Annotated in this window: 29 protein-coding genes and 7 tRNA genes; 27 read left to right on the forward strand and 9 right to left on the reverse strand. The window is 42.6% G+C overall.

Annotated features, from left to right (window positions below; all coding sequences use genetic code 11):
• Positions 1 to 2 precede the first annotated feature (2 nt).
• From AC0YN6_RS07670 to AC0YN6_RS07680, 3 genes are read right to left on the reverse strand one after another with little or no spacing between them, the layout of a single operon-like run.
• On the reverse strand, positions 3 to 1,082 hold the full coding sequence (locus AC0YN6_RS07670; protein ID WP_475746086.1) for a class II aldolase/adducin family protein: 1,080 nt from the start codon (positions 1,080 to 1,082) through the stop codon (positions 3 to 5).
• Positions 1,079 to 1,777 (reverse strand): HAD family hydrolase, encoded by a 699-nt coding sequence (locus tag AC0YN6_RS07675; RefSeq protein ID WP_475746087.1) that lies wholly within the window; start codon positions 1,775 to 1,777, stop codon positions 1,079 to 1,081. Before AC0YN6_RS07675 ends, AC0YN6_RS07670 begins: the two co-directional genes overlap by 4 nt.
• Positions 1,767 to 3,809 (reverse strand): glycosyltransferase 87 family protein, encoded by a 2,043-nt coding sequence (locus tag AC0YN6_RS07680; RefSeq protein ID WP_475746088.1) that lies wholly within the window; start codon positions 3,807 to 3,809, stop codon positions 1,767 to 1,769. The genes AC0YN6_RS07675 and AC0YN6_RS07680 overlap by 11 nt, the downstream gene beginning before the upstream one ends.
• 148 nt (positions 3,810 to 3,957) lie before the next feature.
• Here AC0YN6_RS07680 and AC0YN6_RS07685 point away from each other — a divergent pair, with 148 nt between their 5' ends.
• From AC0YN6_RS07685 to AC0YN6_RS07730, 10 genes are all read left to right on the forward strand, one after another.
• Complete coding sequence (locus tag AC0YN6_RS07685; protein ID WP_475746295.1) at positions 3,958 to 4,701, forward strand: sugar phosphate nucleotidyltransferase; 744 nt, start codon at positions 3,958 to 3,960, stop codon at positions 4,699 to 4,701.
• Between the two features lie 14 nt (positions 4,702 to 4,715).
• Positions 4,716 to 5,273, forward strand: a complete 558-nt coding sequence (rfbC, locus tag AC0YN6_RS07690) for a dTDP-4-dehydrorhamnose 3,5-epimerase (protein WP_475746089.1) — start codon at positions 4,716 to 4,718, stop codon at positions 5,271 to 5,273.
• Between the two features lie 9 nt (positions 5,274 to 5,282).
• A complete protein-coding gene (rfbB, locus tag AC0YN6_RS07695; RefSeq protein WP_475746090.1) occupies positions 5,283 to 6,305 on the forward strand; it encodes a dTDP-glucose 4,6-dehydratase in 1,023 nt (340 codons plus the stop codon).
• Positions 6,298 to 7,155 (forward strand): dTDP-4-dehydrorhamnose reductase, encoded by an 858-nt coding sequence (gene rfbD / locus AC0YN6_RS07700; protein ID WP_475746092.1) that lies wholly within the window; start codon positions 6,298 to 6,300, stop codon positions 7,153 to 7,155. Before rfbB ends, rfbD begins: the two co-directional genes overlap by 8 nt.
• 8 nt (positions 7,156 to 7,163) lie before the next feature.
• The gene (locus tag AC0YN6_RS07705; RefSeq protein ID WP_475746093.1) at positions 7,164 to 8,090 is read left to right on the forward strand and encodes a glycosyltransferase family 2 protein; all 927 of its coding nucleotides are present in this window, start codon (positions 7,164 to 7,166) and stop codon (positions 8,088 to 8,090) included.
• A gap of 113 nt (positions 8,091 to 8,203) precedes the next feature.
• A complete protein-coding gene (locus tag AC0YN6_RS07710; protein ID WP_475746094.1) occupies positions 8,204 to 9,610 on the forward strand; it encodes an undecaprenyl-phosphate glucose phosphotransferase in 1,407 nt (468 codons plus the stop codon).
• Positions 9,600 to 10,571 (forward strand): glycosyltransferase family 2 protein, encoded by a 972-nt coding sequence (locus AC0YN6_RS07715; RefSeq protein WP_475746095.1) that lies wholly within the window; start codon positions 9,600 to 9,602, stop codon positions 10,569 to 10,571. The genes AC0YN6_RS07710 and AC0YN6_RS07715 overlap by 11 nt, the downstream gene beginning before the upstream one ends.
• A gap of 157 nt (positions 10,572 to 10,728) precedes the next feature.
• Positions 10,729 to 12,159 carry a cardiolipin synthase gene (cls, locus tag AC0YN6_RS07720; protein WP_475746096.1) on the forward strand — a complete coding sequence of 477 codons (1,431 nt, stop codon included), beginning with the start codon at positions 10,729 to 10,731 and terminating at the stop codon, positions 12,157 to 12,159.
• Between the two features lie 130 nt (positions 12,160 to 12,289).
• Entirely contained in the window at positions 12,290 to 12,472 is a 183-nt protein-coding gene (locus AC0YN6_RS07725; protein ID WP_475746097.1) for a hypothetical protein, read from the forward strand.
• Between the two features lie 53 nt (positions 12,473 to 12,525).
• Positions 12,526 to 12,708 carry an H-type small acid-soluble spore protein gene (locus AC0YN6_RS07730; protein ID WP_475746098.1) on the forward strand — a complete coding sequence of 61 codons (183 nt, stop codon included), beginning with the start codon at positions 12,526 to 12,528 and terminating at the stop codon, positions 12,706 to 12,708.
• A 100-nt stretch (positions 12,709 to 12,808) separates the two neighbouring features.
• Here AC0YN6_RS07730 and AC0YN6_RS07735 read toward each other — a convergent pair whose 3' ends face one another.
• The gene (locus tag AC0YN6_RS07735; protein WP_475746099.1) at positions 12,809 to 13,120 is read right to left on the reverse strand and encodes a dehydrogenase; all 312 of its coding nucleotides are present in this window, start codon (positions 13,118 to 13,120) and stop codon (positions 12,809 to 12,811) included.
• Between the two features lie 84 nt (positions 13,121 to 13,204).
• On the reverse strand, positions 13,205 to 13,651 hold the full coding sequence (locus tag AC0YN6_RS07740; RefSeq protein ID WP_475746100.1) for a cupredoxin domain-containing protein: 447 nt from the start codon (positions 13,649 to 13,651) through the stop codon (positions 13,205 to 13,207).
• A gap of 165 nt (positions 13,652 to 13,816) precedes the next feature.
• Between AC0YN6_RS07740 and uptA the strand changes: the two genes are divergently transcribed.
• The 6 genes from uptA (at position 13,817) to AC0YN6_RS07770 (ending at position 19,403) form a co-directional block, all read left to right on the forward strand.
• Complete coding sequence (uptA, locus tag AC0YN6_RS07745; protein WP_475746296.1) at positions 13,817 to 14,425, forward strand: undecaprenyl phosphate transporter UptA; 609 nt, start codon at positions 13,817 to 13,819, stop codon at positions 14,423 to 14,425.
• Positions 14,426 to 14,490: 65 nt separating this feature from the next.
• Positions 14,491 to 15,057 (forward strand): thioredoxin family protein, encoded by a 567-nt coding sequence (locus tag AC0YN6_RS07750; RefSeq protein WP_475746101.1) that lies wholly within the window; start codon positions 14,491 to 14,493, stop codon positions 15,055 to 15,057.
• Positions 15,058 to 15,074: 17 nt separating this feature from the next.
• Positions 15,075 to 15,728: an MBL fold metallo-hydrolase gene (locus tag AC0YN6_RS07755; RefSeq protein ID WP_475746297.1), complete on the forward strand. Its 654-nt coding sequence runs from the start codon at positions 15,075 to 15,077 to the stop codon at positions 15,726 to 15,728.
• 23 nt (positions 15,729 to 15,751) lie between these two features.
• Entirely contained in the window at positions 15,752 to 18,010 is a 2,259-nt protein-coding gene (locus tag AC0YN6_RS07760) for a Tex family protein (protein WP_475746102.1), read from the forward strand.
• Between the two features lie 102 nt (positions 18,011 to 18,112).
• Positions 18,113 to 18,559 (forward strand): RrF2 family transcriptional regulator, encoded by a 447-nt coding sequence (locus tag AC0YN6_RS07765; protein ID WP_475746103.1) that lies wholly within the window; start codon positions 18,113 to 18,115, stop codon positions 18,557 to 18,559.
• 169 nt (positions 18,560 to 18,728) lie between these two features.
• Positions 18,729 to 19,403, forward strand: coding sequence for a nitroreductase family protein (locus AC0YN6_RS07770; RefSeq protein ID WP_475746104.1), 675 nt, complete (start codon positions 18,729 to 18,731; stop codon positions 19,401 to 19,403).
• Between the two features lie 187 nt (positions 19,404 to 19,590).
• Here the strand turns inward: AC0YN6_RS07770 and cmpA are convergent, their stop codons facing one another.
• Complete coding sequence (gene cmpA, locus AC0YN6_RS07775; protein ID WP_475746105.1) at positions 19,591 to 19,737, reverse strand: cortex morphogenetic protein CmpA; 147 nt, start codon at positions 19,735 to 19,737, stop codon at positions 19,591 to 19,593.
• A gap of 79 nt (positions 19,738 to 19,816) precedes the next feature.
• Positions 19,817 to 20,179, reverse strand: a complete 363-nt coding sequence (locus AC0YN6_RS07780; protein ID WP_475746106.1) for a hydrolase/acyltransferase — start codon at positions 20,177 to 20,179, stop codon at positions 19,817 to 19,819.
• 131 nt (positions 20,180 to 20,310) lie between these two features.
• Here AC0YN6_RS07780 and AC0YN6_RS07785 point away from each other — a divergent pair, with 131 nt between their 5' ends.
• The 10 genes from AC0YN6_RS07785 (at position 20,311) to AC0YN6_RS07830 (ending at position 23,548) form a co-directional block, all read left to right on the forward strand.
• Positions 20,311 to 20,790 carry a SprT family protein gene (locus AC0YN6_RS07785; RefSeq protein ID WP_475746107.1) on the forward strand — a complete coding sequence of 160 codons (480 nt, stop codon included), beginning with the start codon at positions 20,311 to 20,313 and terminating at the stop codon, positions 20,788 to 20,790.
• A 27-nt stretch (positions 20,791 to 20,817) separates the two neighbouring features.
• Positions 20,818 to 20,893: transfer RNA gene (locus tag AC0YN6_RS07790), tRNA-Asn, on the forward strand.
• Between the two features lie 5 nt (positions 20,894 to 20,898).
• Positions 20,899 to 20,989, forward strand: a tRNA-Ser gene (locus AC0YN6_RS07795).
• 104 nt (positions 20,990 to 21,093) lie between these two features.
• A tRNA-Glu gene (locus tag AC0YN6_RS07800) sits at positions 21,094 to 21,168 on the forward strand.
• Positions 21,169 to 21,217: 49 nt separating this feature from the next.
• A tRNA-Lys gene (locus AC0YN6_RS07805) sits at positions 21,218 to 21,293 on the forward strand.
• A gap of 46 nt (positions 21,294 to 21,339) precedes the next feature.
• Positions 21,340 to 21,424: transfer RNA gene (locus AC0YN6_RS07810), tRNA-Leu, on the forward strand.
• A gap of 179 nt (positions 21,425 to 21,603) precedes the next feature.
• Positions 21,604 to 21,921 carry a hypothetical protein gene (locus tag AC0YN6_RS07815; RefSeq protein ID WP_475746108.1) on the forward strand — a complete coding sequence of 106 codons (318 nt, stop codon included), beginning with the start codon at positions 21,604 to 21,606 and terminating at the stop codon, positions 21,919 to 21,921.
• A gap of 110 nt (positions 21,922 to 22,031) precedes the next feature.
• A tRNA-Glu gene (locus AC0YN6_RS07820) sits at positions 22,032 to 22,106 on the forward strand.
• A 110-nt stretch (positions 22,107 to 22,216) separates the two neighbouring features.
• A tRNA-Leu gene (locus AC0YN6_RS07825) sits at positions 22,217 to 22,301 on the forward strand.
• Between the two features lie 233 nt (positions 22,302 to 22,534).
• Entirely contained in the window at positions 22,535 to 23,548 is a 1,014-nt protein-coding gene (locus AC0YN6_RS07830; protein WP_475746109.1) for a Gfo/Idh/MocA family protein, read from the forward strand.
• Positions 23,549 to 23,735: 187 nt separating this feature from the next.
• Here AC0YN6_RS07830 and AC0YN6_RS07835 read toward each other — a convergent pair whose 3' ends face one another.
• Together AC0YN6_RS07835 and uraA are read right to left on the reverse strand one after the other, a co-directional pair.
• The gene (locus AC0YN6_RS07835; RefSeq protein ID WP_475746110.1) at positions 23,736 to 24,074 is read right to left on the reverse strand and encodes a L,D-transpeptidase; all 339 of its coding nucleotides are present in this window, start codon (positions 24,072 to 24,074) and stop codon (positions 23,736 to 23,738) included.
• Between the two features lie 305 nt (positions 24,075 to 24,379).
• On the reverse strand, positions 24,380 to 25,678 hold the full coding sequence (uraA, locus tag AC0YN6_RS07840) for a uracil permease (RefSeq protein WP_475746111.1): 1,299 nt from the start codon (positions 25,676 to 25,678) through the stop codon (positions 24,380 to 24,382).
• Between the two features lie 141 nt (positions 25,679 to 25,819).
• Between uraA and AC0YN6_RS07845 the strand changes: the two genes are divergently transcribed.
• Positions 25,820 to 26,242, forward strand: a complete 423-nt coding sequence (locus AC0YN6_RS07845; RefSeq protein ID WP_475746112.1) for an NfeD family protein — start codon at positions 25,820 to 25,822, stop codon at positions 26,240 to 26,242.
• The last annotated feature ends 9 nt before the right edge of the window (positions 26,243 to 26,251 follow it).

The following is a 26,251-nucleotide window of genomic DNA, read 5'->3' on the forward strand; positions in this document are numbered from 1 at the left end:
TATTATAGTTTTTGTCGAAATTTTTCTGCTTCCCAGTTACCTAAGTATTTTAGTTCTTCTATCGGCAACAAATTTATTTTCCCTGGGGAATATTGAAGGCCCATCAAATGCAGCTTTAAGACGTCTTCCATCTCTTTTGCTTTTTTTACATTGGATGCTACAAAGTAAATATGATTATCATAAATAATGACTTTAGGATGGTCTTGATATTTTTCAAAGTAATTATGTATGTTAGATGATGCAGTTTCATTGTTAACGATAAGCGGTTGGTATCCAAGAAATACAAGCCCGTCAGGGAAGTAAGGAGTGTATTTTAGGAGATCAGGGTTTTTTTCTATTAAACTCGTTATTTGATTGTCTTCCGTTAAATAAGTAATAATAGGTTGAACATCATTAAATTTATTAATAATATGTGATAATTGATTTGTTAAACGGTAACGTTCCAGGTCAATGTTCAATACTTTCTCTAATCGAGAGGTGACAGAGTCTGTGATAATTTGAATGTCTTCATAGTTGTCAGAACTGATTATAAGTCCATGATTTTGGAGGAAGACAATCTTCGGTTGGCAACTGTTTATTTGAATATAAATGTCATATTGCTCCTTTAAATGCAGTGCAAGCTCGACACCTGGAGTCTCATAATTAACTAGTAATATTTCAGATCCAAAAATTTCAAGTAATAGTTCCTTCCAATTATCTAAACAAGTAATTGCATTTACTGCGACAGGGTGTGTGTGTAGCGTGTATTTAGAAAGTATTGCATGAAGAAAGGTCTCAATAGAAGGTCGAGACTCTGGTGTCAAAATCGTTTTTTGCAAAAACTGTGCAGAGATATTTTCACGTTCTTTTTTTGAAGAAGCGTTTAAAACTTGATCTGTAGATAATATTTCACATACCATATTGTTATTGACAATAGAGTAACCACGTGTAGAACTTAGATCAGATAGAAGATAGCCGGAGGCTTTAATGGCCATTCTGCCATCATCAAATTTCACTGATGAATTACCACCGCCTGCTTGAATTAAATCAAATCTTTCTCCAGCGTACTTAGACATTAACACTAATAAATCTAATTCATTCATATTAAATAACCTCGCAGTTCATTGAATTGTTTGATCTCCGTTATTCTATCAGTTGTTGGTATAACTTTACTAGAATGATTTATCCAAAACGCTCGGATATTCATGTTTAAAGCTCCTTTAATGTCTTTATTATATGAATCACCAATCATACAAACTTGTTCAGGGCTTAGTCCACATTTCCGAAGTGCTAATTCAAATATATGGGGATGAGGCTTTTCGCAACCTGCTTCCTCACTAGTAACAATATAATCAAACAAGTTTTCTATCCCTAACTGTTCAATTTTTTTGAATTGAACATCTGCGGTTAGATCAGTCACCATGATAATCTGTATGCCTTGTTCTCGTAAATCACTGAGCAAGCTAATCACATCATCAAAAAGATCTATGTTATTAATAAATGCATTCCAATATGAAGAGTAGCAATGATTTGCTAAACTAATGGGTGATTCAGGATTTTTAGGGAGTTGTTCAATTAATTTTTGGAAATATAATAATCTATTATGCGAGGCAGCATAACCATGCAGAGAGATATGAATAGGTGTTTTTGCTGCATGATATCGATTTAATAAATCAGCATAACCTAATCCTGTTTTCTGCGCTAATATGTTGATAACCTTAGATAAAGCAAATTCATGGCATCGATTATAGTCATAAAGTGTATCATCAAAATCTATAAATATGCCTTTAATATTCAATGTTATCCTCCTTCATTTTATCAGAAATAATTATAAGTATTACGATTTGTACTAAACCTCTCATCCCATTCAAAAAAGTCGCATCCGTAGAGATGATTTCCTCTCGATTAAGTACAAGCTTATCTACCCATGAATTCACTTCTAATATATTTGATTCCTCATTTATAGTAAGGTACTGGGTTTGTAGATTCTCAGAATAATCATGATCAAATTGAGTGCCTGAACGTATCAATTCTATAACAAGAGGCTCTAAATCAATATTCGAATCCAAAGTAAGTTTCACTAGAGTACGTGGATCATAATGAAGATTTCCAACTATAAATTCATCATCAGAGAAATAAGTAATAATTAAATCAGCATATAACTTTTGAGGATGAATATATTTCTGAGCATCTGGCAGTCTAGCATTTATTTGCTCGATCACTTTTTCTTTGGAATAACCTCTCTTAGCTGTATCTCTCAATATTTTCCAATGACATCGAAGGTCGTCTTCTGTTTCAATATAAATCTTTAAATCAATGTTTTTACGCATTTTTGGCAAATAAAAGGGATGAAGGCCGGATAATATAATAAAATCATTTGATTTTGTTATCATCGGTGAAGTAAAAGTGCCTGTATCATGATCATAGATAACTCGTTCTACATGTTCTCCTCGCTTCAATGCAGTCAAGTGATCAGATTGACGGTGTAGGAAGTTAGCCTTTGGATTAAGATGGGTATATGTTTCCCAGTTGACATCACCGCGTTCCCACTTGTGATCACCATCACCTTCTATTTCCAAAAGACGTTTATGATACAAAAGGAGTTTCAGATCTTGAAGCAGAGTGCTTTTCCCTGAACCACTATCTCCCCCGATACCTATAGCAAAAGCAGCGTATTTCTTTTTATAAATTGAATTACTCCTAACTCCATGGTTATAAAGATAATAAACGACTGCAAGTAAACAACTTGTTAATATTGTAAACGTAACATTTTTTAATTGTTCGCTACTAAATTTCAAATCTAAAATGTGACCAATTAGTATAATGTCGTTATATTGAGTATGATGAAACACGATGAAGTAAACTAGATATGATACTGATAGTATGCCATCTAATATGAATACTTTTTCGTTAGAGGATTGATAAGCATTTATAAAATAAATACATAAAAATGGCACAATCCATATGTACCATCCAGGCATTGGTGGTACGAAAAGCAAAAAGGCTGAAAATAGAAGACCTGTATAACTAAACAGCAAATCATTATTTATTTTCTTGTAGATAGAGAAGCGTATGTATATAAGAAGGACAACAAACAGTGACAAGTATATTTTGATTCCTGCAATTGGAAACGATACATTAAAGATCTGCATTTGCTCTTTGTTTCGTAAAACGTACTGGATAAATCCGTCAGAGAACAAAAATGGTGAAGACAGAATAAAGTAGATTAATGGAGAAAATGCCATATAAATTAATGATCGATTCGATTTCCTCCAAAGAAATATTATGATTAAAGGAAGAGCTGCAATAACATGAAACTTTGTGCTTATTGCTAGTCCAAAGAGAATCGCTGCAAGTAGACCCTTCTCCTTTATAAGGTAAAACATAGATGTGAGTAGAAAAGCTGTTGGAATCAGATCGAGCTGTGAATGTATATAACTAGCATAAATGATGATGGGAGATGAAAAATAAAAAATCAAAATTTCTTTGGATTTTGTTGGAAACAGTTTGTAGAGAAATACTAATATAATGATGTCTGCTAATAGTAGTGGGAGTTTGAATATAAAGTTGCTTATCACCCCGGAAGTGAAGATTTGTGCAAACACTTGAAAAAAAGATAATAAATAAAGCATACCTGCAGGATAAGGAAAAGGGTTTGGTAATTTTTGTGTGTAGTAATAATTCCATGGATTGGAAATATGGTTAGTGAAATAATCTACAAATGGAACAAATAACAGATCTTTATAGTCTGAAGAAAATAAAGCTAGTAAAATTAACTTGATGAGAAGAATAGCTAGAAATAGTTTGTTTTTCAGAAGAGCTTTTGTCATTAGTAGTTACACCTTCAATTATATTTGATATGCTTAATTTGAATATCTTTACTATTATATACGATTTCTTTCATGAAATTGAAGTTAAATGTCGAAAGGTTTATTAATTATGTCGAATCAATTAACAGAATCGATGGTGATAGATAATATGAAAGGTATCATTTTAGCTGGTGGTACAGGTTCAAGATTATATCCGTTAACAAAAGTAACTAACAAACACTTACTGCCAGTAGGTAAATATCCTATGATTTATCATTCAATTGCAAAGCTAAAACAATGTGCAATACACGATATCCTCATCGTTACTGGCAAAGAACACATGGGCGACGTAGTAAACTTGCTCGGAAGCGGCCATGAATTCGGCGTATCTTTTACATATAAAGTTCAGGACGAAGCAGGTGGAATCGCACAGGCACTCGGATTGGCAGAAAACTTTGTGAATGGTGACCAAATGGTCGTTATTCTAGGCGATAATGTGTTTGATGATAGTATTGCTCCGTTCGTCAGCAACTTTAAAGAGCAAAATAAGGGTGCAAAAATACTTATTCAAGAAGTTCATGATCCACAACGCTACGGTGTACCTGAGTTGGATGGAGATAAGATCGTTTCTATTGAAGAGAAACCTAAACAACCAAAGAGTAATTATGCAGTTACAGGAATATATATGTATGATAGTAATGTTTTTGAAATCGTTAAAACGCTTAAACCATCAGGTCGCGGAGAGCTTGAAATTACGGATGTAAATAATGCATATATTGAGGCTAATGAGCTCAGCTATGATGTTCTTGAAGGCTGGTGGACAGATGCAGGAACTCATGCTTCATTGACAAAAGCAAATGAGCTTGCAAAGGATCTTACGTTTGGTGAGGAATTTGGTAAACTAAAACTATAACAAAAAGGTGACTTATGAAAATATTAGAATCAAAGCTTCCAGGTGTTAAGCTGCTAGAGCCTGTCGTATTCGGTGATCACCGTGGTTTTTTTATGGAAAGCTACAATGAAGAAATTGCGCATGCGAATGGAATTCCGTTCGCTTTTATTCAAGATAACCATTCCTTATCAGTAGAAGCTGGGGTACTTCGCGGTATGCATTATCAATTATCTCCAAAAGCACAAACAAAGCTCGTTCGTGTTACTAATGGAGCGATATATGATGTAGTTGTTGATATTCGTAAAGGCTCACCAACATTTGGACAATGGCAAGGTTTTATTCTGAGTGCAGCTAATAAACGCCAATTGCTTGTTCCACAGGGTTTTGCACACGGCTTCTGCACTCTTGTTCCAAACTGTGAAGTTCAGTATAAGGTTGATGCCCTCTACTCCCCCGCTCACGACCGAGGCATCGCATGGAATGATCCTGCACTAGCTATCGACTGGCCGACATCGAGTCCGATTCTATCGGATAAGGATGGCAAGCATCCAGTGCTTGCAGATGCGGAAATCAACTTTGTATATGAAGGGTGAGTTAGACTCGTGAAATTACTAGTTACCGGCGGAGCAGGCTTTATTGGCAGCAACTTTGTTCTATATATGATTAAGAACTATCCAACTTACGAAATCATTAATGTTGATGCGCTAACCTACGCGGGCAACCTTGAAAACCTGCGATCGATTGAGCAGCATTCTAGCTACTCATTCGTGAAAGCAGATATTGCGAAGCGAAGCGAATTAGAGCCATTATTCCAACAAGGCATCGACGCCGTTATTAACTTTGCAGCTGAATCGCATGTGGATCGCAGCATTTTGCATCCGGAGATTTTCGTGCAGACGAACATTCTTGGTACGCAAACACTGCTTGATCTTACTAAGCAATATAATGTAAATAAATTCGTCCAAGTATCTACGGATGAAGTGTATGGTACACTCGGCGAGACAGGTCTCTTCACGGAAGATACTCCAATTGCGCCTAATAGTCCGTATTCGGCTAGTAAAGCTGGGGCAGATCTGCTCGTTAGAGCTTATCATGAGACGTTTGGTCTTAATGTCAACATTACGCGATGCTCTAATAACTACGGGCCATATCAGTTCCCTGAGAAGTTAATTCCGCTCATGATTCAGAACGCGCTTCAAGATAAGCCGCTTCCTGTGTACGGTGATGGATTGAATGTACGGGATTGGTTGTATGTTGAGGATCACTGCAGCGCTATTGATTTGGTCCTTCATAAAGGCGTCAATGGTGAAGTGTATAACGTCGGTGGACGGAATGAGCGGAATAACCTGCAGGTTGTTCGTACGATTCTTGAAGAGCTGGGCAAGCCGGAGTCACTTATCTCTTACGTAAAAGATCGTTTAGGCCATGATCGTCGTTATGCGATCGATGCGGATAAGATTCGTAATGAATTAGGCTGGCAGCCGAAATTTAATTACGAGGACGGGATCAAGGAGACAATTCGGTGGTATCTAAGCAATACGGAGTGGATGGAGCAAGTTGCTTCTGGTTCTTATCAGCAGTATTACGACACGCAATATAAGGATCGCCTGGAGGCGAATGAATAAGATGTCGAAAACGAAAATCATCATAACAGGTGCAAACGGACAGCTTGGACGTGAATTGACAGCGTGGTCAACAGAAACGGCTGAAATCATTGGATTAAGCCGTAGTGAGCTTGATATTACAAATCTTCAAGCATGTCGAAATCAATTTGCGCTTCATCGCCCTGATGTTGTGATTCACTGTGCTGCTTATACAGCTGTAGATAAAGCCGAGTCCGAACCGGACGAGGCTTTTCGTGTGAATGCGGCAGCTACACGAAATGTTGCAATTGCAGCTCGCGAAGTTGGCGCTAAGCTATGTTATATAAGCACGGATTATGTTTTCGATGGAAGAGGTACAACTCCATACAATGAATATGATCAGATAAATCCACAAACGGTTTATGGAAAGTCGAAGTATGCAGGTGAACAGGCGGTACAGACATTGCATGATCGTTTCTACATCGTACGTACTTCTTGGGTTTACGGGAAATACGGCAATAACTTTGTAAAGACGATGCTGAAAATGGCTGGAGAGCGGGATAAGCTCAAAGTGGTAGCGGATCAAGTAGGATCGCCAACTTATACGTATGATCTTGCTGCTTTCTTATTAGAGCTTGTTCAAACAGATTATTATGGTATTTACCATGCATCTAATAGCGGAATATGCTCATGGTTTGAATTTGCTAATGCCATTTTTGAAGACAGCAACACGGCAATCCTAGTTGAACCTTGTACAACAGCAGAATTTCCGAGACCTGCACCGAGGCCTGCGTATTCAGTCATGGATCATTGTGCCATTCGGAGTAATGGACTAAATGTGCTGCGGCCGTGGAGAGAAGCTTTGAACCACTATCTTAAAGACAGTGAGTGATAAATGTTATGCCTACAGTAAGTGTTTGTATCGTAACCTATAATAGTGCGAAAGACATTGCAACGTGCTTGGATGCGGTTCTGAAGCAAACCATTCCGATTGAGCGCATTATCGTGATCGATAATGCCTCAACAGATGGAACGGATGAACAAGTAAAGCCCTACATGGAGCATGTTCATTTTATTGCGAATAAAGTAAATAACGGGTTTGCCGGCGGTCAAAATCAGGCTATCCGTGAAACCTCCGCGGATTATGTTCTTGTATTAAATCCGGATGTAACGCTGGATCCGAATTACATACAAGAAATAATTAGCTATATGGAGCAGCAGCCGACGGTTGGAAGTGCAACCGGACGGCTTGTTTTTGCGTCTAATATAGAAGTAATGGATAGCGCCGGTTTAGGAATGAAACGGAATAGAAATGCATATGATCTTGCCACTGGCGAGCCAGCAGCTGACTGGAAGAACACACAACCTGTTTTTGGCGTGTCAGGTGCAGCGGCGGTTTATCGAACGGCTATGATTCGTGATATCGAATTTGAAGGCGAATTTTTTGATGAGCATTTTTTTGCATATAAGGAAGACGTAGATGTTGCATGGCGAGCGCATAAGCTTGGCTGGACTTCTTATTACGTACCCGCCGCGAATGCGGTGCATCATAGAGGGTGGAAGAAGGGCAACAGAAGAAATGTGCCGTTGTTCGTACGTAAACATTCCTATCAGAATCGGTTCTTCACCCTTTTAAAAAACGAGCCTATTGGTTGGCATTCCCTATTAATTGGGCCAGTAATACTGGCAACTGAAGCTGCAAAGCTCGGTTATATTATTTTGCGAGAGCCTGGATTGTTAAGCTGTTGGCCTACAATATTTCGATTGCTGCCAAACATGCTCAAGAAACGCAAATGGATTCAAGATAAAGCTAAACAAAAACAATAGTTTGTTTTATGATCATATATATAAGTTGTAAAATAAAGGGTTCTCCTCGTATTCTATTTTTGGTACAATGCAGATAGAGTCGAAATTTAAGAGAATGCGGGTGAACACGGCGAATGTTAAGGCAAAACCAACGGTTTTTGACACAATTATATATGTTGGCTGATCTATTCTGTACATTGGTCGTATTTATGGCCGCGTATTGGCTTAAATTTTACAGTGGACTGCTGCCAAGCTTTAATTCCGTATCGTTCTCAACCTATGTATTATGGGGAACGATTTATTCATTTTCGGCAGTACTGATCGGTTTTTACTTTCAGTTTTACTCGCCCAAACGACGTAAGAACTATTCCTATGAAGTGCTCCGAATTTTACAGATTCAAACCATTAGCTTTCTTGGTTTACTCAGTTTGTTCTTCTTTACACGCGAAGTACATATTTCCCGGGAATTTCTTGCGATTTTCTTTTTAATGAATTTTATTGCCATCGCAGCTTACCGTTATTTGGTGAAAAACATACTCGCTTCATTCCGTCGCAAAGGATTTAATAAACGTTTTGTCCTCATCGTAGGGGCGGGCTCAGTGGGACGCAGTTTTTATGCGAACCTGCAGCAGCATCCGGATCTTGGTTATGAGGTTGTCGGTTTTCTTGATGATTATCACGAGGAGCACGCAGCAGAGCATCGACATATGAAGCCAATTATCGGCAGACTCGATGCGCTTAGGTTGAAGCTGGAACAGATGCCTATCGATGAAGTAATCATCGCGCTGCCTCTTGATGCGCATGCGAAGTATGCGGAAATTATTGAGGAGTGCGAGCGGACGGGTGTAAAAACGCTTATTATTCCTGATTTCTTTGATCTGCTGCCGGCTCGGCCGTTTTTCGATAATTTTGCAGGAATCCCTCTTATTAACGTAAGAGATATTCCGCTGGACGAGCTGAGCAATCGTATATTAAAACGGTGGTTTGATATCGCTTTTTCAATAGTTGCCATTATCATAACTTCTCCAATTATGCTGTTCACTATTATTGGACTTAAGCTGACCTCGCCTGGTCCGATTTTGTTCAAGCAGGAACGAATGGGACTCGATCGCAAAACGTTTCATATGTTTAAATTCCGATCGATGCATGTTTCATCGGATAAAGTATCTGACACGCAGTGGACAGTGGAAAATGATCCTCGCCGCACCAAGTTTGGCAGCTTCCTCCGTCGAACGAGTTTAGATGAGCTGCCGCAGTTCTTCAATGTACTGCTCGGTCAGATGAGCGTCGTTGGTCCACGGCCGGAGCGTCCTTATTTCGTGAATCAGTTTAAAGAGGAAATTCCGAAATATATGGTTAAGCATCAGATCAGACCTGGGATTACAGGCTGGGCACAAACCAATGGTTTAAGAGGAGATACCTCGATACAGGACCGCATTATGTTGGATATTTTTTATATTGAAAACTGGACTTTTTTCTTTGATCTCAAAATTATTTTCAAAACGGTACTGAAGGGCTTGATTAACAAAAATGCTTACTAACAGCGATTCAGCATACCGAGTATCGGTTATTATTCCTACATTAAATGCAGGGCCAGAGCTAGAAGAGCTATTAGAGAGATTGCAGCGGCAGTCACTCCCTCCCTTTGAAATTATCGTAATGGATTCCTGTTCGGTTGACGGAACGCAGGAGAGGGCGCTGAAAGCAGGTGCAACTGTCATAAATGTGGAGCGAAGTGAATTCGATCACGGCGGGACACGCAACCTCGCAGCCTCGCATGCTCGAGGAGATATTCTCCTCTTTATGACACAGGATGCTCTTCCTTATGACGATAAGCTCATAGAGGAGCTGACTCGCTCATTACTGTCCACGAATAATGTTGCTTATACTTATGCAAGGCAGCTCCCAAGACCCGGTGCTAACACGCTGGAGCGTCTAGCAAGGCAGCATAACTATCCGGCTGAGTCTCAATTGAAAGCATATGAGGATATTGAGCAGCTCGGTATAAAGACGTTTTTTTGCTCTAACGTCTGCTCGGCGATATGGCGTGAGACGTTTGAGAAGATGGGGCGCTTTCAGGAGCCAGTCATTTTTAATGAGGATTTGTTTATGGCTGCCAAATGTATTTTGACAGGTTATAAGGTTGCCTATTGTGCAGATGCTGTCGTGTATCATTCGCATGAGTATACGATTAAGCAGCAATTCAAACGTTATTTCGATAACGGAATTTCAATGCGATGCAATACCTGGATTACGCCTTACAGTGCGGTTGGCAAGGCAGGCTCAAAGCTCGTTAAGCTGCAATTGCACGAGCTTCATCGTACCCGTCAATGGCATCTTGTTCCTAAGTTGGTCGCTGAATCGGCTGCCAAGCTCATTGGATATAAGTTAGGCATGCGATATCGCCTTTTGCCATCATTTATAACTAGAAGACTAAGTATGCATCGTCTGATCCTAACTCATATTGAAAATAACAGCACCGGCGTGACCATGAAGCAATAATCCAGTTTTATAACGACTATAACTACTCCGAAGCCTGTCCGATTAGATTTAATCGGCGGGCTTTTTTTTCATTTCATAAGAATACGTTTCTATGCCTGCGCTCAAACTAGAGGGACTTGTAAGATTCCACAAGGTAAGGAGAAACAGAGGTGTTCTTTTGGCTATAGGATCCATTTGGCTGACGGCATTTTTAATTGTATATATTCTACTATTAGCGGCCGTTCTTGTTATGGAGCATCGTCGACCAGCACAGTTGACCGCATGGCTGCTGATCACCTTTTTGTTCCCGGTTATAGGCTTTATTGCCTATATCATGCTAGGGAAAGATTTTACAAGACGTAGGCGTATGGAACGATTTAAACAGGAGACCATGCGTTACGCGAATCAAATATCGTCAAAGGTCGTAAGGGCTGCGGATATGGGGAATGAGCAGTTTGAGCGGCAAGAGAAGCTGTATGCCATGCTTACAGGTCTAGTTCCGTTTCCGATTACTCGAAATAATGAAACATTAGTGCTGACGAATGGCCACGACACGTATGAAGCCATATTAGAACAGCTTGAGCTGGCAGCCCATCATATACATATGGATTATTACACTATTCGAGATGATGAAATCGGCAGACGTTTTTTGCAGGTGCTTACGCGAAAAGCAAGGGAAGGTGTGGAGGTTCGGATCGTATATGACGGAATCGGCAGCTTGCATTTGAGCAAGGATTATGTGAATAAGCTTCACAATGCAGGGGTTCGAACAAGCTGTTTTTTACCGCCAAAAATCGCCTTTTATGATAGAAAATTAAATTATAGGAATCATCGCAAAATCGTTGTTGTAGACGGGGTGGTTGGTTTTGTCGGCGGCATTAACGTTGGTGATGAATATTTAGGCAAAGACCCTAAGCTCGGTTTTTGGCGGGATACGCATTTGCGTTTGAAAGGGGACTCTGTGTATTACTTGCAGGAGCTGTTCATGAACGATTGGGCTTTTGCGGCAAAAGAAGAACTGGATGGCGAAGCTTATATGCCGCCGCATCATTGCCTAGGAAATGATCGTGTCCTCATGGTATCGAGCAAGCCTGGACAGCATGATCACAAAATTGTTGAGACGATGTTTGCAGCTATCACTGCAGCATGCTCTAGAATTTATATAAGCACTCCGTATTTCATTCCCGATCCGAGTTTGCTAATGGGACTTAGAACGGCTGCACTCAGCGGAATTGATGTAAGGTTAATCATTCCTGGCATTGCGGATACCAAGCTCGTTCTGCTTGCTACGTTATCCTATATACAGGAGATGCTTGAAGCGGGAGTAAAGGTTTACCGTTATGAGAAGGGTTTTATTCACGCGAAGGTGATGATTGTTGATCAAATGTTGGCAACCGTCGGCACAGCGAATGTGGATATGCGAAGCTTGCACAGCAATTTTGAACTGAATGCAGTTTTATTTGATGAGAGGACCATTAAACGGCTGGAATCTGACTTCATGGAGGACTTGAAGGATAGCCGTGCACTAGAGATAAAGTCATTCATGAAACGGCCCACTCGCCAAAAAGCGGCAGAAGCTTTAGTTCACATGTTATCGCCGCTTCTTTGAACGATGCATGCGGAGCTGTATTTTCGGGCATATTTTTCGAAGGTGGCCAAAACATGTAGTCATCACCGCGAATGCCAGCACAGCTTTATGAGCTGTATGTATTCGCAAAAACAATGGGGAGGGTATTACTGTGAGCGATGCGAACAACGAGCAAAAACAAGAGGCCGTAGAACCGAAGCATGAGGGACGAGATGACTATTTTATGGATATCGACAGGATGGTTAATGAAGGATTGGGCGGAGGTAATGTAACGCTCCAAAATGGTCTTATTGACGAATCAACGACGGATACGATGGAGCCGGAAGCGAGATAATTTTATTTATGAAGTTGCTGTTAATTTGAAAAAATGCAGGAGGGATAGACGAAATGGACACAACTCGCGCGAAGCAAATTTATGAATCCGACCAGACGTTTAAAGTGTATCTCGATGAGGACTCGGTCTGGATTGAAAATGTGGATGAGGCGAATGGGATGGCGACCGTTATGGTGGGCAACAATCCCGTGAATGCAAAAACCGTATCCTGTGATCGTTTGAAGGAAGAGAGCTAGCAGACGCACACTCATTCAGCAACAACAAAGAGAGGCACCCCGAGAAATGACGGAGTAGCCTCTTTTTGCTGACTATTGGCTTATTCGAACATATATAGCTTTAGCCGCCGTACGCTTCTCTGAAAGCAATACAGAGCTGTGTACGATCCGTTTCCCACAGCTCCGCAATTTCAGCACTTACGTTCTCTTCCCACCAATCGCATTGGATCTTCCGGTTGTTTTTATTTTCATGGACCCAAATCAGGTTGACAATCACTTTTTTAAAATAAAGAGCTTCAGCCTGCTCCATCTTCTCCTTCGATACCCAAAGCTTCATCCGCTTCACGGTGCGGTACAGCTCGTTGCTGCAGGCTCTGCGAATTTTACGCGCAGTCGGATAGCCGGCTGTATGTTTTGGCGCGTTAGTTTTCATTGTAGACCGACTCCTCTCTAACCCATATGTATGCGTCAGGGAAGGAGGAGGTCACTCGTTTGACACTTTAACTGCTTGTCGAAATTAATCAACAGTGATATAGCCAACCATGGGGCCGCCGTGGCGCATATCGGTATGGGTCAAGCATAAAATAGGATAAGTACCTTCCTCTTTGGCTGTGAATCGTACAATCGTGGTTTTGCCTTTTACGACTTCCCCGCTAATGCCAAGACCTTCCACAACAAAGGGATGGCTGTTTCCGCTCACGCCGCTAATATGCAGCTCGGTAGGCTCGTCTTTTTGGACAACAATTTGGCCTGGATCCCAGCGGTACATTTCATGCTCCTTGCCGTCAGCGGTCTTTGATTTGTATTCGACAGTTACAATCTGGAAGATTTGCGGCTCCGAAGGAGGTGCGCTAACCTCTCTTGATCTGTCCCAGCTTAAGTAAACGCCAGTTATAACGATTAGCACAGCTACTAAAATAAACATTTGAATCTGTCGCTTACTTACGATTAATACCTTTGACATGAAACGCTCACCTCATCTTTTCGTATCATTTAAGGCTAGTCTATGCAGGGGCTTGTCAGCACATGACAAAAGTGGAAGGTTGTCTGTATCGTATGTTAGAATAGCTTCAGCGCAACAGATTAGTGAAAGCTATATTTTATGCAGGAAGGCGGATTGAGAACAGCAATGGATTTTATTCATGAAATTTTGGACAATGTATTGCAATGGGTTGAAAGCTTGGGGTATTTTGGTATTTTGATCGGATTATTAATTGAAGTTATTCCAAGTGAAATTGTATTAGGCTTTGGGGGTTATCTCGTATTTAAGGGGGATATTTCCTTCTGGGGCGCTGTAGCGTTCGGTACAATTGGCGCGATCGGACAAAACTGGATTTTATATTGGATTGGAAGATATGGCGGACGTCCAATCGTCGAGAAGTACGGGAAATATATTAAAATCAAGCAAAAGCACGTTGATATTTCAGAAAAGTGGTTTAATAAGTATGGAGTAGGTATCGTGTTCACCGCTCGCTTTGTTCCAGTTATGAGACAAGTTATTTCAATCCCAGCGGGTATGGCAAGAATGAATTTTGGTCTATTTACACTTCTAACTGCACTTGCTTCACTGCCATGGTCTATTTTATTTGTATATTTGGGCAAATCTTTGGGCGAGAATTGGGATAAAATCGATGAGAAGGCTGCGCCTTATGTACAGCCAGCCATCTTGATTGCAATTGCGCTGCTTATCGTATATGTACTATTCAAATTTGTACGCTCACGCGGCAAATCGGTATAATGGAACAGTCAACCTTGCATTTTTTTGTGATTAGCAACCATTAAATAGACGAAAGAGGGATCAATATGAGCAAAAGTATCGCAGATAAACTGGGCAAAGGTATAAGCCCGCAACAATTTATTGACGGCATGACCAAAAATAAAGAGCAATTTTTAGACTGGTCGGAAAAATTCGCTTGGACCGATGAGAGTGATAAGGAATACTTCGAATCGTTGAACAATCGTGACGATCTTCGTGTTTCGATCTTGATGGCGGATTGGTGCGGCGATGTAGTACGTAATATTCCAGTCGTTTTCAAAGCGCTTGAGAATAGCGGAGTACCAACCGAAGTACTTATTATGGAAGATCATCTCGATACGATGGATCAATTTTTGACAATGGGCGGCCGTTCCGTACCGGTTGTTATTATCGCGGATACTGGCGGAGCTGTACTGGGACAATGGGGACCTCGTCCAAGCCATGTGCAGGAAGCAATGATTGCATTTAAGAAAGAAAATCCAGATCGCGAAGCAGCGAACTATCAAGAGAATCTTGCGGTTACTAGGCAAGAAATTGATCGTCGTTATGGTGAAGGAACAGCTTACCAGTCCGTAATTGTGAAAGAGCTCCGTACTTTACTGGAGTCGTTATAAGAGTTATGAGTGAAAATATGCGAATTGAGACGTTTACACTTGGCCCCTTGCAAACAAATGCTTATCTCATCACGGTAATGGAGCCTGCTGCAAGCGAAGGTGAAGAACCTAAGGAACGTGCCATCGTCATTGACCCTGGCATGAACCCGCGCAAGCTGCTTGAGCGCCTAAAAGGAGTCAAGGTGGAAGCTATTCTGCTGACTCATGCCCATTTCGACCATATGGGCGGAGTAGATGAATTACGCAAGTCTGCTGGTTGTCCTGTCTACATACATGATTTGGAGGCGGATTGGTTAACCGATCCGCGTAAGAATGGTTCAATGAGATGGCAGGATGTAACGCCTCCACTCTCAACGGATGAAGCCGAATTTGCATTAGCGGAGGGACAAACCTTATCGCTGCTTGGTTTGTCTTTCAAAGTCATGCATACACCAGGACATTCTCCTGGCAGCGTGAGCTTCCTGCATGGCAACCATTTGTTCTCAGGCGATGTGCTGTTTAAAATGTCCGTTGGCCGAACAGATCTGCCAGGTGGACGTGAACGGGATTTGTATGATTCCATTCGCTTGAAACTGTATAAGCTAAGCCCAGATGTCATTGTATATCCGGGGCATGGCGGACGTACGACGATAGGTTATGAAATGGCGAACAACCCGTATACGGGAGCATGAAGCATGAGGAAGGGGCATGACGTTTGGCAGATACAAAGGTACAGCATGTTGTAGAGGATTCAGAAGAGAACTCAGGGAAATCGAAGCTGACTGCAGAGCAGAAAGCAGCTGAGAGTCAACGAATCATTACCGGCATTGCCGCGCAGCTTACGATTCCGGTAACTAAGGTTAAATCGGCAGTAGGTTTGCTTGATGAAGGGAACACCATTCCATTTATCGCTCGTTACCGTAAGGAAATGACCGGTGAGCTTGATGAGAATGATTTGAGGGCTATTGAAGAGAAGCTGCAATATATGCGAAACCTGGAAGAACGCAAGCGCGAGGTAATTCGTCTTATAGACGAGCAAGGCAAGCTAACTGACGAGCTGCGCTCAGCGATTACGCAATCGGCCAAGCTGCAAGAGATCGAGGATTTGTATCGGCCTTATCGGCAAAAGCGTAAAACACGTGCCAGCGTCGCGAAGGAAAGAGGGCTCGAGCCTCTCTCGGAATGGTTATGGTCGCAGCCGCGCAGCGGTGATCCGCTTGATGAAGCCGCTCGTTATGTGAATGTGGAGAAAGGTGTACCGACAGCTCAGGATGCTTTAAACGGAGCATCGGACATTATCGCCGAAAATATTGCCGATGACGCGTCCATTCGTGCTTGGGTACGCAAATATACGTTTGATCAAGCGCTTCTTAAGACAGAAGCTAAAAACGCCGCTGAGGAAACGGTTTATGAAATGTATTACAGCTACCAAGAGCCCGTTAAGAAGCTGCCTCCGCATCGTGTACTTGCGATTAATCGGGCTGAGCGTGAAGATGTGCTGCGCGTTACATTCGATGTTCCTGCAGATCGTATCCATGACCATATTCAGCGGAAGCTGCTTAGAAACGGTACGGTACAATCTGTACGAGATGTCCTTGTTGCTGTCATTGAAGACTCGTACAAGCGTCTTATTTCACCGTCTATTGAACGCGAGGTGCGCGGTGAACTAACTGAAAAGGCTGAGGAGCATGCGATCTCGATTTTCTCTGAAAACTTACGTAATTTGCTGCTGCAGCCTCCTGTTCGGGGCAATATCGTACTAGGAGTTGACCCTGCATTTCGTACAGGCTGCAAACTTGCAGTCATTGACGACATAGGCAAATTGCTTGAGGTTGCGGTATCCTATCCTACACCTCCAAATAACAAGGTTGTTGAAGCAGAGAAACTTATTAATGGATTAATTGATAAGTACAAAGTGGAATTGATTGTCATTGGAAACGGTACGGCCTCGCGTGAAACGGAGCAATTTATTGCTGGCCTGATAGGCAAGCGTAAAGCGGCTGGAGCGGGCGGCCCGGAGCTGAAGTACATAATCGTCAATGAAGCTGGCGCAAGCGTGTATTCGGCCTCCAAGCTCGCTCAGGAGGAGTTTCCAACGCTTGATGTGGCAGAACGCAGTGCAGTATCGATTGCCCGCAGATTGCAGGATCCGCTTGCTGAGCTTGTGAAGATCGAGCCAAAGGCAATTGGAGTTGGTCAATATCAGCATGACGTCAGTCAGAAGCGGCTCGATGAAACGCTGGGCGGCGTAGTTGAATCAGCGGTTAACCATGTTGGTGTCGATGTGAACACCGCTTCAGCATCACTGTTATCCTATGTAGCTGGCATAAACGGTACGATAGCGAAAAATATCGTGAAATACCGTGATGAGAACGGACGATTTGTGAAAAGGAACCAATTGCAGAAGGTGCCGCGTCTCGGTGCCAAATCCTATGAGCAGTGTATCGGCTTTTTAAGAATTGCTGAACCTGTCAACCCGCTGGATAGCACTCCGATTCATCCAGAGTCCTATGAGGTGGTAGACAAGCTGTTTAAGGAGCTTGGTCTTAGTCTTAAGCAGTTAGGATCAGAGGAGCTGAGAACGAAGCTGGCAGAGCTTGACGTCGATGCAGTTGCTCCTACGCTTGGCGTGGGCGTTCCAACCTTACGGGACATTATGGATAGCTTGCTTCGACCGGGGCGTGATCCGCGCGAAGAGCTGCCTCCTCCGATTTTTCATACGGATGTGCTGAACATTGAGGATTTGGCTCCAGGAATGGAGCTTCACGGAACTGTCCGTAACGTTATCGATTTTGGGGCATTTGTCGATATTGGGATCAAGAACGACGGACTCGTTCATATTTCCCAACTAAGCGATAAATTCGTTAAGCGTCCGATGGATGTCGTGTCTGTTGGTGATACGGTAACCGTGTGGGTACTCAGTGTCGATTCGAAAAAAGGCCGTGTTAGCTTGACTATGCGCAAGCCTAACTAACGCTTTCCATTATAAAGGGCTTGCCTGTCATGAGGCAGGCCCTTTATAATTTATTAAGTTCATGGGCGTCGCCCACTACCCTACAAAAGGAGTGAGCTGACTATGAAAGCAGAAAAAACAAACGGATCGGCTCATTCAAAATGGTTTGGACTTGCACTGCAGGCACTCGTTATTTTGTCGCGTAAGTCAGAGTCATACCCAAGTGCCGCTATTGCCGATTGCTTGAAGTCAGAAGCGTCACAATTACGCAGAGTGCTGGCAAAGCTAGCTGCAGGGCAGTTGATTGAAACGAGAGAAGGCCGTGACGGAGGCTATAAGCTGAAGCGTCCGCCTGAGACGATAACATTAGCTGAGGTATACATTGCCCTCAAAGTAGGAGAACCTCTTTGTAATGGGATGCTGGACACAATAAGCTTACATGATTCTGGGATGAGTATGAAAGCGGCATTTATGGATATTGCGAATGAGGTTGAACAGAAGACGATCGAAACACTTCAGCAGTTTACAATCGCGCAGCTCGCAGAGAAAACATTGCCGAATTACTCATAGCTTATTTTTAACAAAGATAGTTAATTGACAAAAGTAACGACACGCCATATACTGTGTATATAAATTGTACAGTTCATGTTTTTACTGTGCTAAACAATGCACAGTATAGTTATGTTTTTAACTGAGTGAAAAACAGCACAGATAAAAATTATCCTTGGAGGGAAATCTAATGACCACAAATCAAACGGCTACGCAAGAAAAGATCCAAACGAATGAGCAATCGAATGCTGCTTTCTTCAACGTTCTTAATGATCGTCGTTCTGTACGTGAATATGATAGCAATGCAGTAATTTCTGAAGAAGAAATTAAAGAAATATTAGAAATCGCGACAAAAGCTCCTTCATCCTCTAATATGCAGCCTTGGCGTTTTCTTGTTGTAACAGATCCGGAACTGAAGCAGAAGCTGCTTCCAATTGCATTTAATCAAAAACAAATTTCAACTGCATCGGCGATTATTATCGTCCTAGCGGACCTCGAAATGTATACTTTGTCTGAGAAGATTTATGGCTCAGCTATCGAAGCGGGCTTTATGACGGAGGAAGTGGGCAATAACTTTATTGCGAACTCAACGAAGATGTACTCGTCGTTGCCGGCAGAGCGCTTGAAAGAAGTCGTTGTATTTGATACGGGTCTTGTAGCGATGCAAATTATGCTTACGGCACGTGCTAAAGGCTATGATACAGTTCCGATGGGCGGCTATAACCGCGATCAATTGATGGAGCAATTTAATATTTCGGATCGTTACTTGCCGACCTTGGTGCTTCCAATCGGCAAAGCATCTGCTGAAGGACGCGAAACGACTCGTCTATCCGTGGATGATGTTACTTTTTTCAACAAAATATAAGATTTAAGCATCAGTAATAGCAGCAAAATAATAAAAGCGACCCTCAAATGATGGGGTCGCTTTTGTTATTTCAATTATAAGTAGTTAGGAGTGCTCAATGATATTCTGCTTTCATTTCACCGCTTAAACGAGCTTTAACCCTAACAGGGATTGCAGCCGTCTTGCTATGTGGTTAAGCAGCAGTGATTCATAACTGAAATTCAGTGCTGTTTTCTTGATCCTTCGGACTTTGCTTGTTTCGGTAGAAATACCAGCAGTCATTAAGCAGTTTTATTTGTCTGCGATCTTTTTTCTGAAAGGCACGCATCATTTGATTGCAGAGCCACTGTGGCATACCTATCGTCCTCCTCCCCAGGCCTAACTTGTTGTAATACTACAATATGGGGAAGGGCGTGTGTCCGTGCAGGTCCTAACTATATACTATGTTCTTCTTCGTACTCTTCATACCACTGTTCGAGCTGTGCTTGCAGAGCGCGGATTTCCGTCAAAAGTGAAATAAGCGGGTAGGATTTTTCTTGTACGCCGGCAAAATCCTTCTCAAGGCTGTTGATGTAATCAAGCCCTGATATGATGGAAATCGATGGATCATGAAGCTCAACATCGTTGCACTCAGCTACTGCATAAGGCAAGCTTGGAACATGCTCAGCCGTTAGTTTATCGATTTCTTTATGAAGTCGCAGATTAAGTGCGCTTAGCTGATAAGCATGCGTCTCTGGCATTTCGACGAAAAAGATGCTGTTATTCTGTTTCAATAGGACATAGCGCATAATTGCCATATTAATTATTGATCTCCCCTCGGTACGTTACCGTACTTCATCTGTAAAATTTTCTGCATGTTTAATAATTCCTACTTGACAGTGTAGCCTATCGCGGCTTTAAAATTCAAGTAGTTGGGGGAGAATAATGTATGGATAATGAGGCATTGCAGCTTTGGGTTGAGCAAATTTCTACAACCTTTTTTGGGCGTCCTTTTTTGCATCGAGCGACATTCAATAGTCGTCTGAAAGCAACTGGAGGACGTTACTTTACGCGTTCGCACAACATTGAGATCAGTCCTCATCAGCTTTCGGCTTTTGGACCTGAAGAAACTGAGAAAATTATAAAGCATGAGCTTTGCCATTATCATTTGCATATATTGAAGCGGGGGTACCAGCATCGCGACGTTGAATTCAAACACTTGCTTGCGCATGTAGGCGGCTCTCGCTATTGTCAGTCGCTTCCCGAACGCGCGCAGCGTAAGCCTCAGCCATTTCGGTACAAGCTAATATGCACGAAATGCGGGATGGAATACTTACGCAAGCGAAAGATTGACCCGGCCAAATATGCTTGCGGAAAATGCCGCGGAAAATTATTGTTGAAATTGGTTGACAATCAAAGTAGTACGTGATATATTATTTCTTGTCACTTTTACTTTTCCCTGATAGCTCAGTTGGTAGAGCACTCGACTGTTAATCGAGTTGTCACAGGTTCGAGTCCTGTTCGGGGAGCCAGTTTTGGAGAGATACCCAAGTGGCTCAAGGGGACCCTCTGCTAAGGGGTTAGACTGCGTAAGTGGTGCGAGGGTTCGAATCCCTCTCTCTCCGCCACATTTTTTTACAAGTGCTGCAACGGGAAGACCGTTCATCCGGTCTTTTTTATTTGCCACTGAGGTTGCATCTTAGTGAAATACCTTGTTTGAAATGTTTTACATGGCCCGTTGGTCAAGTGGTTAAGACACCTCCCTTTCACGGAGGTAACAGGGGTTCGAGTCCCCTACGGGTCACCACTATTCTCAAAGTGTGCTAGCTTTACGGAGCTTGGTTGCAATACAGCGAGAGCCATTAGCTCAGTTGGTAGAGCACCTGACTTTTAATCAGGGTGTCGAAGGTTCGAGTCCTTCATGGCTCACCATTTTCTTTATGGAAATGGGAGTGGAGGATATTCGACTTATAAATGTGCGGTAGTGGTGGAACGGCAGACACGCTATCTTGAGGGGGTAGTGTCCCATGGACGTGCAGGTTCAAATCCTGTCTACCGCACCATAACTTAATCTTTGCCGATGTATATAGGTGAACTTAGAAGGTGTCATTTTAATACACTTTTCTGATAGATGATGCCACTTTATATTCAGATCATAAATCTGACTAGAGGGTGGTTTTTTCGTTATAAGTTGCTCGAGCCGTGAAAACAGATGCATCATTAGAGATGAGGAGCTGTAAACATGAAAATAAACTTAAACTTTACGAACAAGGGACAAGCCGCGATTAGCAAATTTAACAACGAGGAATTGCTTGAGATTTTCGGACGCTACAGCAATACCTTAATGAAAAAATACTCAATCGAAGTCACTGTACCGGCTGAAGGTAATGAAGCGATTATCGAAAAGGGTACACTATCCGTATTTGTAGACAAAATCGAATGTGACGTTGAAACCTTCTTCAAAGAATTGGGAAGAGATGTTAAGGTTCCATTGAAGAAAAGACTTACGCCTGAGGACAAGTTAGACAACGTTTTTAAAGCCGAAACGATTGAAGCGTAGAGTCAATTTAGCACTTTTAAAAAAAGAGAAAAAAATGCTTGTACTTCTGATGATATGGTGATATAATCATTTATGTTGTCCAAGCATGAATCTTCTCAAAGGTTCCAGACGGCCCGTTGGTCAAGTGGTTAAGACACCTCCCTTTCACGGAGGTAACAGGGGTTCGAGTCCCCTACGGGTCACCATTAATCCTCAAAGTGTACAAGCTTTATGGAGTTCGTTGCAATCATTGCATAAGCCATTAGCTAAGTAAGCTAATGCGAAATTAATTGCAGAAGCTTTCAACTTATAATGTGCGGTAGTGGTGGAACGGCAGACACGCTATCTTGAGGGGGTAGTGTCCAATGGACGTGCAGGTTCAAATCCTGTCTACCGCACCAATAGTAATAAATCGTACGCCTCTAATAATAGGGTCGTTTTTTTTGTATATTCTAACAAAATAGTAAATAGATAATGTATAAGCTAGAACAAGAGGATGCCCGCGGAGGTGTCCTCTTTTTTTATTGCTACTCATGAAAACAACAAAGTAACGTTATTTTCTCACAATCCATGAACACATTTGCGACCGTATTCTTGGTAAGCTGGTTTCATCATAACGTAGGAGAATGAAACGATGCTTAACGTAGCAATTATTGGTGCCGGGGCTATTTCTAACGCTCATATAGATGCTTATTTAAAGTTTCCAGAGCGGTGCCAAATCGTGGTGATCAGTGATATTTTTGTCGAGAAAGCAGCAGCGCGTAAGAAGCAGCATAAACTGAATGCGATGGTTATATCTGATTATTTGGAGCTTTCGCAGCACAAGATTGATATCGTATCCATTTGTACACCTCCCTATACGCATGCGGAAATTGCCATCGCATTTCTTGAAGCTGGTGTACATGTCCTTGTGGAGAAGCCGATGGCATCTTCCTTGGAGGAATGCGATTTGATGAATGAAGCGGCAGCTCGGAGTGGAAACTTATTGTCAGTCGTTGCTCAGAACCGTTTCAAGTCACCGATGATGAAGCTGAAATCGGTGATGGATAGCGGTTTAGCCGGGAAAAAAGTTCATGCGCAGATTGATTCTCACTGGTGGCGAGGCCATTGTTATTATGATCTCTGGTGGTGCGGTACTTGGGAGAAGGAAGGCGGGGGCTGCACTTTAAATCATGCTGTTCATCATATCGATGCTTTGCTATGGATGATGGGGCGTCCTGTCGGCGTACAAGCGCTCATGACGAATGTGTCGCATGATAATGCAGAGGTTGAGGATTTATCAATTGGTATTCTACAATATGATGGCGGTGCGCTTGCACAGGTTACGAGCTCCGTCGTACATCATGGGGAAGAGCAGCAGCTTATTTTCCAAGGGACGAAGGCGCGTATTTCTGCTCCGTGGAAGGTAAAGGCATCAACTGCCTCTTCAAACGGCTTCCCAGAACCGAATCTGCAGCTTGAGGCAGAACTGCACAACTACTATGAGGCTTTGCCAGAGGTGGCCTACGAGGGGCATGTAGGGCAAGTAGACAATGTACTCACCGCAATAGAGACAGACGCACCGCTGCTTATAGACGGTTTAAGCGGCTGTCAGACACTAGAGGTCATTGTCGTGCCTTCGTTAACAATTAAAATTTCGATGCCTTGATGAGCGTGAAAGGTACCTTGATATTGCTCGGGATTATCGCTAGCACGATTGTATGCAAAGTAAAGCGGCACCTCTCGAAGATCGATGTTATGGATGTAAGACAAATCAAGCACATCCTCGCTTAAAAAATAGTTGGCATCTACTAGTTTACCATAATAGAACGAACTATTTTGCCTGCAAAGCTGAGCTAAGGACGTATGGTAACGCGCGTATTGATGGGCACTAGTTTGGACAATGCCAGCACGTCGTCGTTATACATTCGAATGCAGCCATGTGAAACGACATGACCAATAGAGGATGGATCGTTAGTACCGTGGATGCCATAATGAGGCTTGGAGAGTCCCATCCAGAATGCTCCGAACGGTCCGCCGGGATTGGGCTGCTTGTTTATAATCGTAAATTCGCCGGTAGGTGTTTGGGTGAGCATTTTACCGATGCCTACGGGAAAGGCTCGCGTGACGATGTCGCCGTCCAGCAAATATAGCTGTCGATCGGAAAGATCGACGATAATACGGTAGTCAGGCATATTAAATTCACTCCTTTTCTGCTATGGTATGTGGAGCAGCGTAGGTTTGCTTCATTGTTTTTCTGCCTTGATCGCTGCATCGTGTGCTTTGGGGAGGTTATCATTTTGCAGGAGCTTGTTGGACACTGTGAGGCATGTAAAAAGCATGTATATTGCAATGATGGATTTATTAACGGCATCGTACTGGAGGATAAAACGTTAATCTGCTTTGAATGTTCCGAGGATAAGCTTCATCAATTACTTGATGAAATATAGCGCATGCTGCAAATAGTAAAAGGGCTCTCCGAGGAGAGCCCTTTTACTATTTAATGACCTGATGATTCGTGGTCGTTAGACAGCTTAAGTACGTCAAACAGTTTGAATAGTAAGCTAAGTACAATAGCTACGACAGTTGCGAGAGCCATCCCCGAAAGCGAGAAGTCTCCGATCGTAAGCTTTACGCCGCTAAGACCAGTAACGAGAACGACTGTAGTTAAGAATAGGTTAGTTGGCTTGCTGTAATCCACTTTGGATTCAACAAGCATCCGAAAGCCGGAAGCAGCGATAACGCCGAAAAGCAGCAGAGACACGCCGCCCATAACCGGTGTTGGAATGCCTGAGATCAGTGCAGAGAACTTACCGGAGAACGACAATATGATCGCTATAACAGCAGCTCCCCCAATAACAAAGGTCGAGTATACCTTCGTTATTGCAAGTACGCCAATATTTTCTCCATAGGTCGTGTTAGGCGTAGAGCCTACGAAGCCCGATAGGATGGTAGAAATACCGTTACCCAGCATTGAGCGATGAAGACCAGGGTCTTTTGACAGGTCTTTGTTAACAATATTTCCAGTAACGACAAGATGACCGATATGCTCGGCGATAACGACTAGTGCCGCAGGCGCGATCGCTATAATAGCCGTCCACTGGAATTCAGGGAAGGTGAAATGCGGTAATTGCACAAAGCTATTCTCAGCAAACTTGCTGAAATCTGTGAAGCCCATGAAGTAGGCTAATACATATCCTGTAATAATACCGAACAGAATCGGTATGATACGCATGAATCCGCGGAATAGCACGGAGCCAAATACCGTTACGGCGAGCGTGATGGTGGAGAGGGCAACGATTTTTGGATCAGGGGTCCATATTGCTGCGTCCGCATCAGTAGGGATTATCCAGCCTGCCATCCGAGCTGCGACTGGAATAAGCTCTAAACCAATAATCGCAACGATAGCGCCCATGGCCGCTGGTGGAAATACGACGTTAATCCAGCCGGTGCCTGCTGCTTGAATAATAAGCGCGACGATGGTGAAGATGACGCCTGATATAATAAATCCGCCTAATGCAGCTGCATAGCTGCCGCCAGCCGCATGATTGGCAATAACAGCGCCAGCCGGAGCAAGAAAGGCAAAGCTTGAGCCTAAATATGCCGGAATCTTATTGTTGCATATCCAGAGGTAAAGCAGCGTTCCGATCCCGTTCATGAGTAAACAGATTGCCGGATCAACACCGAGTATATTCGGTACGAGCACGGTAGAGCCAAACATTGCAAATAGATGCTGCAAGCTAAGCAATAAGCTCTGCAGGGTGGGCGGTCTTTCGTGAACGCCAATAGCGTTTTTCATGAGAATGAACTCCTTCGATTCGATAGGTCGTATATTTTTTGCACTAATCGATTTTACTTAGTTCAGTATGGGTTGGCAAGTGTTTTCTTATCATAGGATGGTCATAAACGAATACATTAATGAGTAAGAGGAGGTGAAAGGATGGAATTGTGGGTGATTTGGCTCATTCTCGCTGGCATATTGTTAGTCATTGAGATGCTAACGCTTACTTTTTATTTGCTTTGGTTAGGAATTGGTGCTGTTGTTGCGGCTATCATTGATTGGTTCTGGCCGGGCTCCTTTGTTCTTGAACTAGTCGTTGGTTGCATCGTGGTACTAGTATTGACTATATTTACTGGTCCGATAACCCGTCGCTTCCATTCCTCTCGGGGCTTCAAGGATGCGGTGGACGAACTCGTCGGCAAGCAAGGGATCGTGCTGGAGGAAATTTCAGCGGAAGCTCCTGGTATTGTCAAAGTAGGAAATGAAACGTGGAGTGCAGTATCAAATGAACCATTGATGAAAGGTGAGAGCATTGTTGTCGTCAGTCGTGGAAGTGCAGTGCTACAAGTTGAGAAAGGGTGAGGCTAATTG

Source organism: Paenibacillus sp. J22P15, from assembly GCF_056269345.1.

Bases quoted from the DNA above. Each gene is read 5' to 3' on its own strand.
- AC0YN6_RS07670 (WP_475746086.1), bottom strand. From the start codon at position 1,082: ATGAATGAATTAGATTTATTAGTGTTAATGTCTAAGTACGCTGGAGAA.
- AC0YN6_RS07680 (WP_475746088.1), bottom strand. From the start codon at position 3,809: ATGACAAAAGCTCTTCTGAAAAACAAACTATTTCTAGCTATTCTTCTC.
- AC0YN6_RS07685 (WP_475746295.1), top strand. From the start codon at position 3,958: ATGAAAGGTATCATTTTAGCTGGTGGTACAGGTTCAAGATTATATCCG.
- rfbC (WP_475746089.1), top strand. From the start codon at position 4,716: ATGAAAATATTAGAATCAAAGCTTCCAGGTGTTAAGCTGCTAGAGCCT.
- rfbD (WP_475746092.1), top strand. From the start codon at position 6,298: ATGAATAAGATGTCGAAAACGAAAATCATCATAACAGGTGCAAACGGA.
- AC0YN6_RS07705 (WP_475746093.1), top strand. From the start codon at position 7,164: ATGCCTACAGTAAGTGTTTGTATCGTAACCTATAATAGTGCGAAAGAC.
- AC0YN6_RS07710 (WP_475746094.1), top strand. From the start codon at position 8,204: ATGTTAAGGCAAAACCAACGGTTTTTGACACAATTATATATGTTGGCT.
- AC0YN6_RS07715 (WP_475746095.1), top strand. From the start codon at position 9,600: ATGCTTACTAACAGCGATTCAGCATACCGAGTATCGGTTATTATTCCT.
- AC0YN6_RS07730 (WP_475746098.1), top strand. From the start codon at position 12,526: ATGGACACAACTCGCGCGAAGCAAATTTATGAATCCGACCAGACGTTT.
- AC0YN6_RS07735 (WP_475746099.1), bottom strand. From the start codon at position 13,120: ATGAAAACTAACGCGCCAAAACATACAGCCGGCTATCCGACTGCGCGT.
- AC0YN6_RS07740 (WP_475746100.1), bottom strand. From the start codon at position 13,651: ATGTCAAAGGTATTAATCGTAAGTAAGCGACAGATTCAAATGTTTATT.
- uptA (WP_475746296.1), top strand. From the start codon at position 13,817: ATGGATTTTATTCATGAAATTTTGGACAATGTATTGCAATGGGTTGAA.
- AC0YN6_RS07750 (WP_475746101.1), top strand. From the start codon at position 14,491: ATGAGCAAAAGTATCGCAGATAAACTGGGCAAAGGTATAAGCCCGCAA.
- AC0YN6_RS07755 (WP_475746297.1), top strand. From the start codon at position 15,075: ATGCGAATTGAGACGTTTACACTTGGCCCCTTGCAAACAAATGCTTAT.
- AC0YN6_RS07765 (WP_475746103.1), top strand. From the start codon at position 18,113: ATGAAAGCAGAAAAAACAAACGGATCGGCTCATTCAAAATGGTTTGGA.
- AC0YN6_RS07770 (WP_475746104.1), top strand. From the start codon at position 18,729: ATGACCACAAATCAAACGGCTACGCAAGAAAAGATCCAAACGAATGAG.
- cmpA (WP_475746105.1), bottom strand. From the start codon at position 19,737: ATGCCACAGTGGCTCTGCAATCAAATGATGCGTGCCTTTCAGAAAAAA.
- AC0YN6_RS07780 (WP_475746106.1), bottom strand. From the start codon at position 20,179: ATGGCAATTATGCGCTATGTCCTATTGAAACAGAATAACAGCATCTTT.
- AC0YN6_RS07785 (WP_475746107.1), top strand. From the start codon at position 20,311: ATGGATAATGAGGCATTGCAGCTTTGGGTTGAGCAAATTTCTACAACC.
- AC0YN6_RS07815 (WP_475746108.1), top strand. From the start codon at position 21,604: ATGAAAATAAACTTAAACTTTACGAACAAGGGACAAGCCGCGATTAGC.
- AC0YN6_RS07830 (WP_475746109.1), top strand. From the start codon at position 22,535: ATGCTTAACGTAGCAATTATTGGTGCCGGGGCTATTTCTAACGCTCAT.
- AC0YN6_RS07835 (WP_475746110.1), bottom strand. From the start codon at position 24,074: ATGCCTGACTACCGTATTATCGTCGATCTTTCCGATCGACAGCTATAT.
- uraA (WP_475746111.1), bottom strand. From the start codon at position 25,678: ATGAAAAACGCTATTGGCGTTCACGAAAGACCGCCCACCCTGCAGAGC.
- AC0YN6_RS07845 (WP_475746112.1), top strand. From the start codon at position 25,820: ATGGAATTGTGGGTGATTTGGCTCATTCTCGCTGGCATATTGTTAGTC.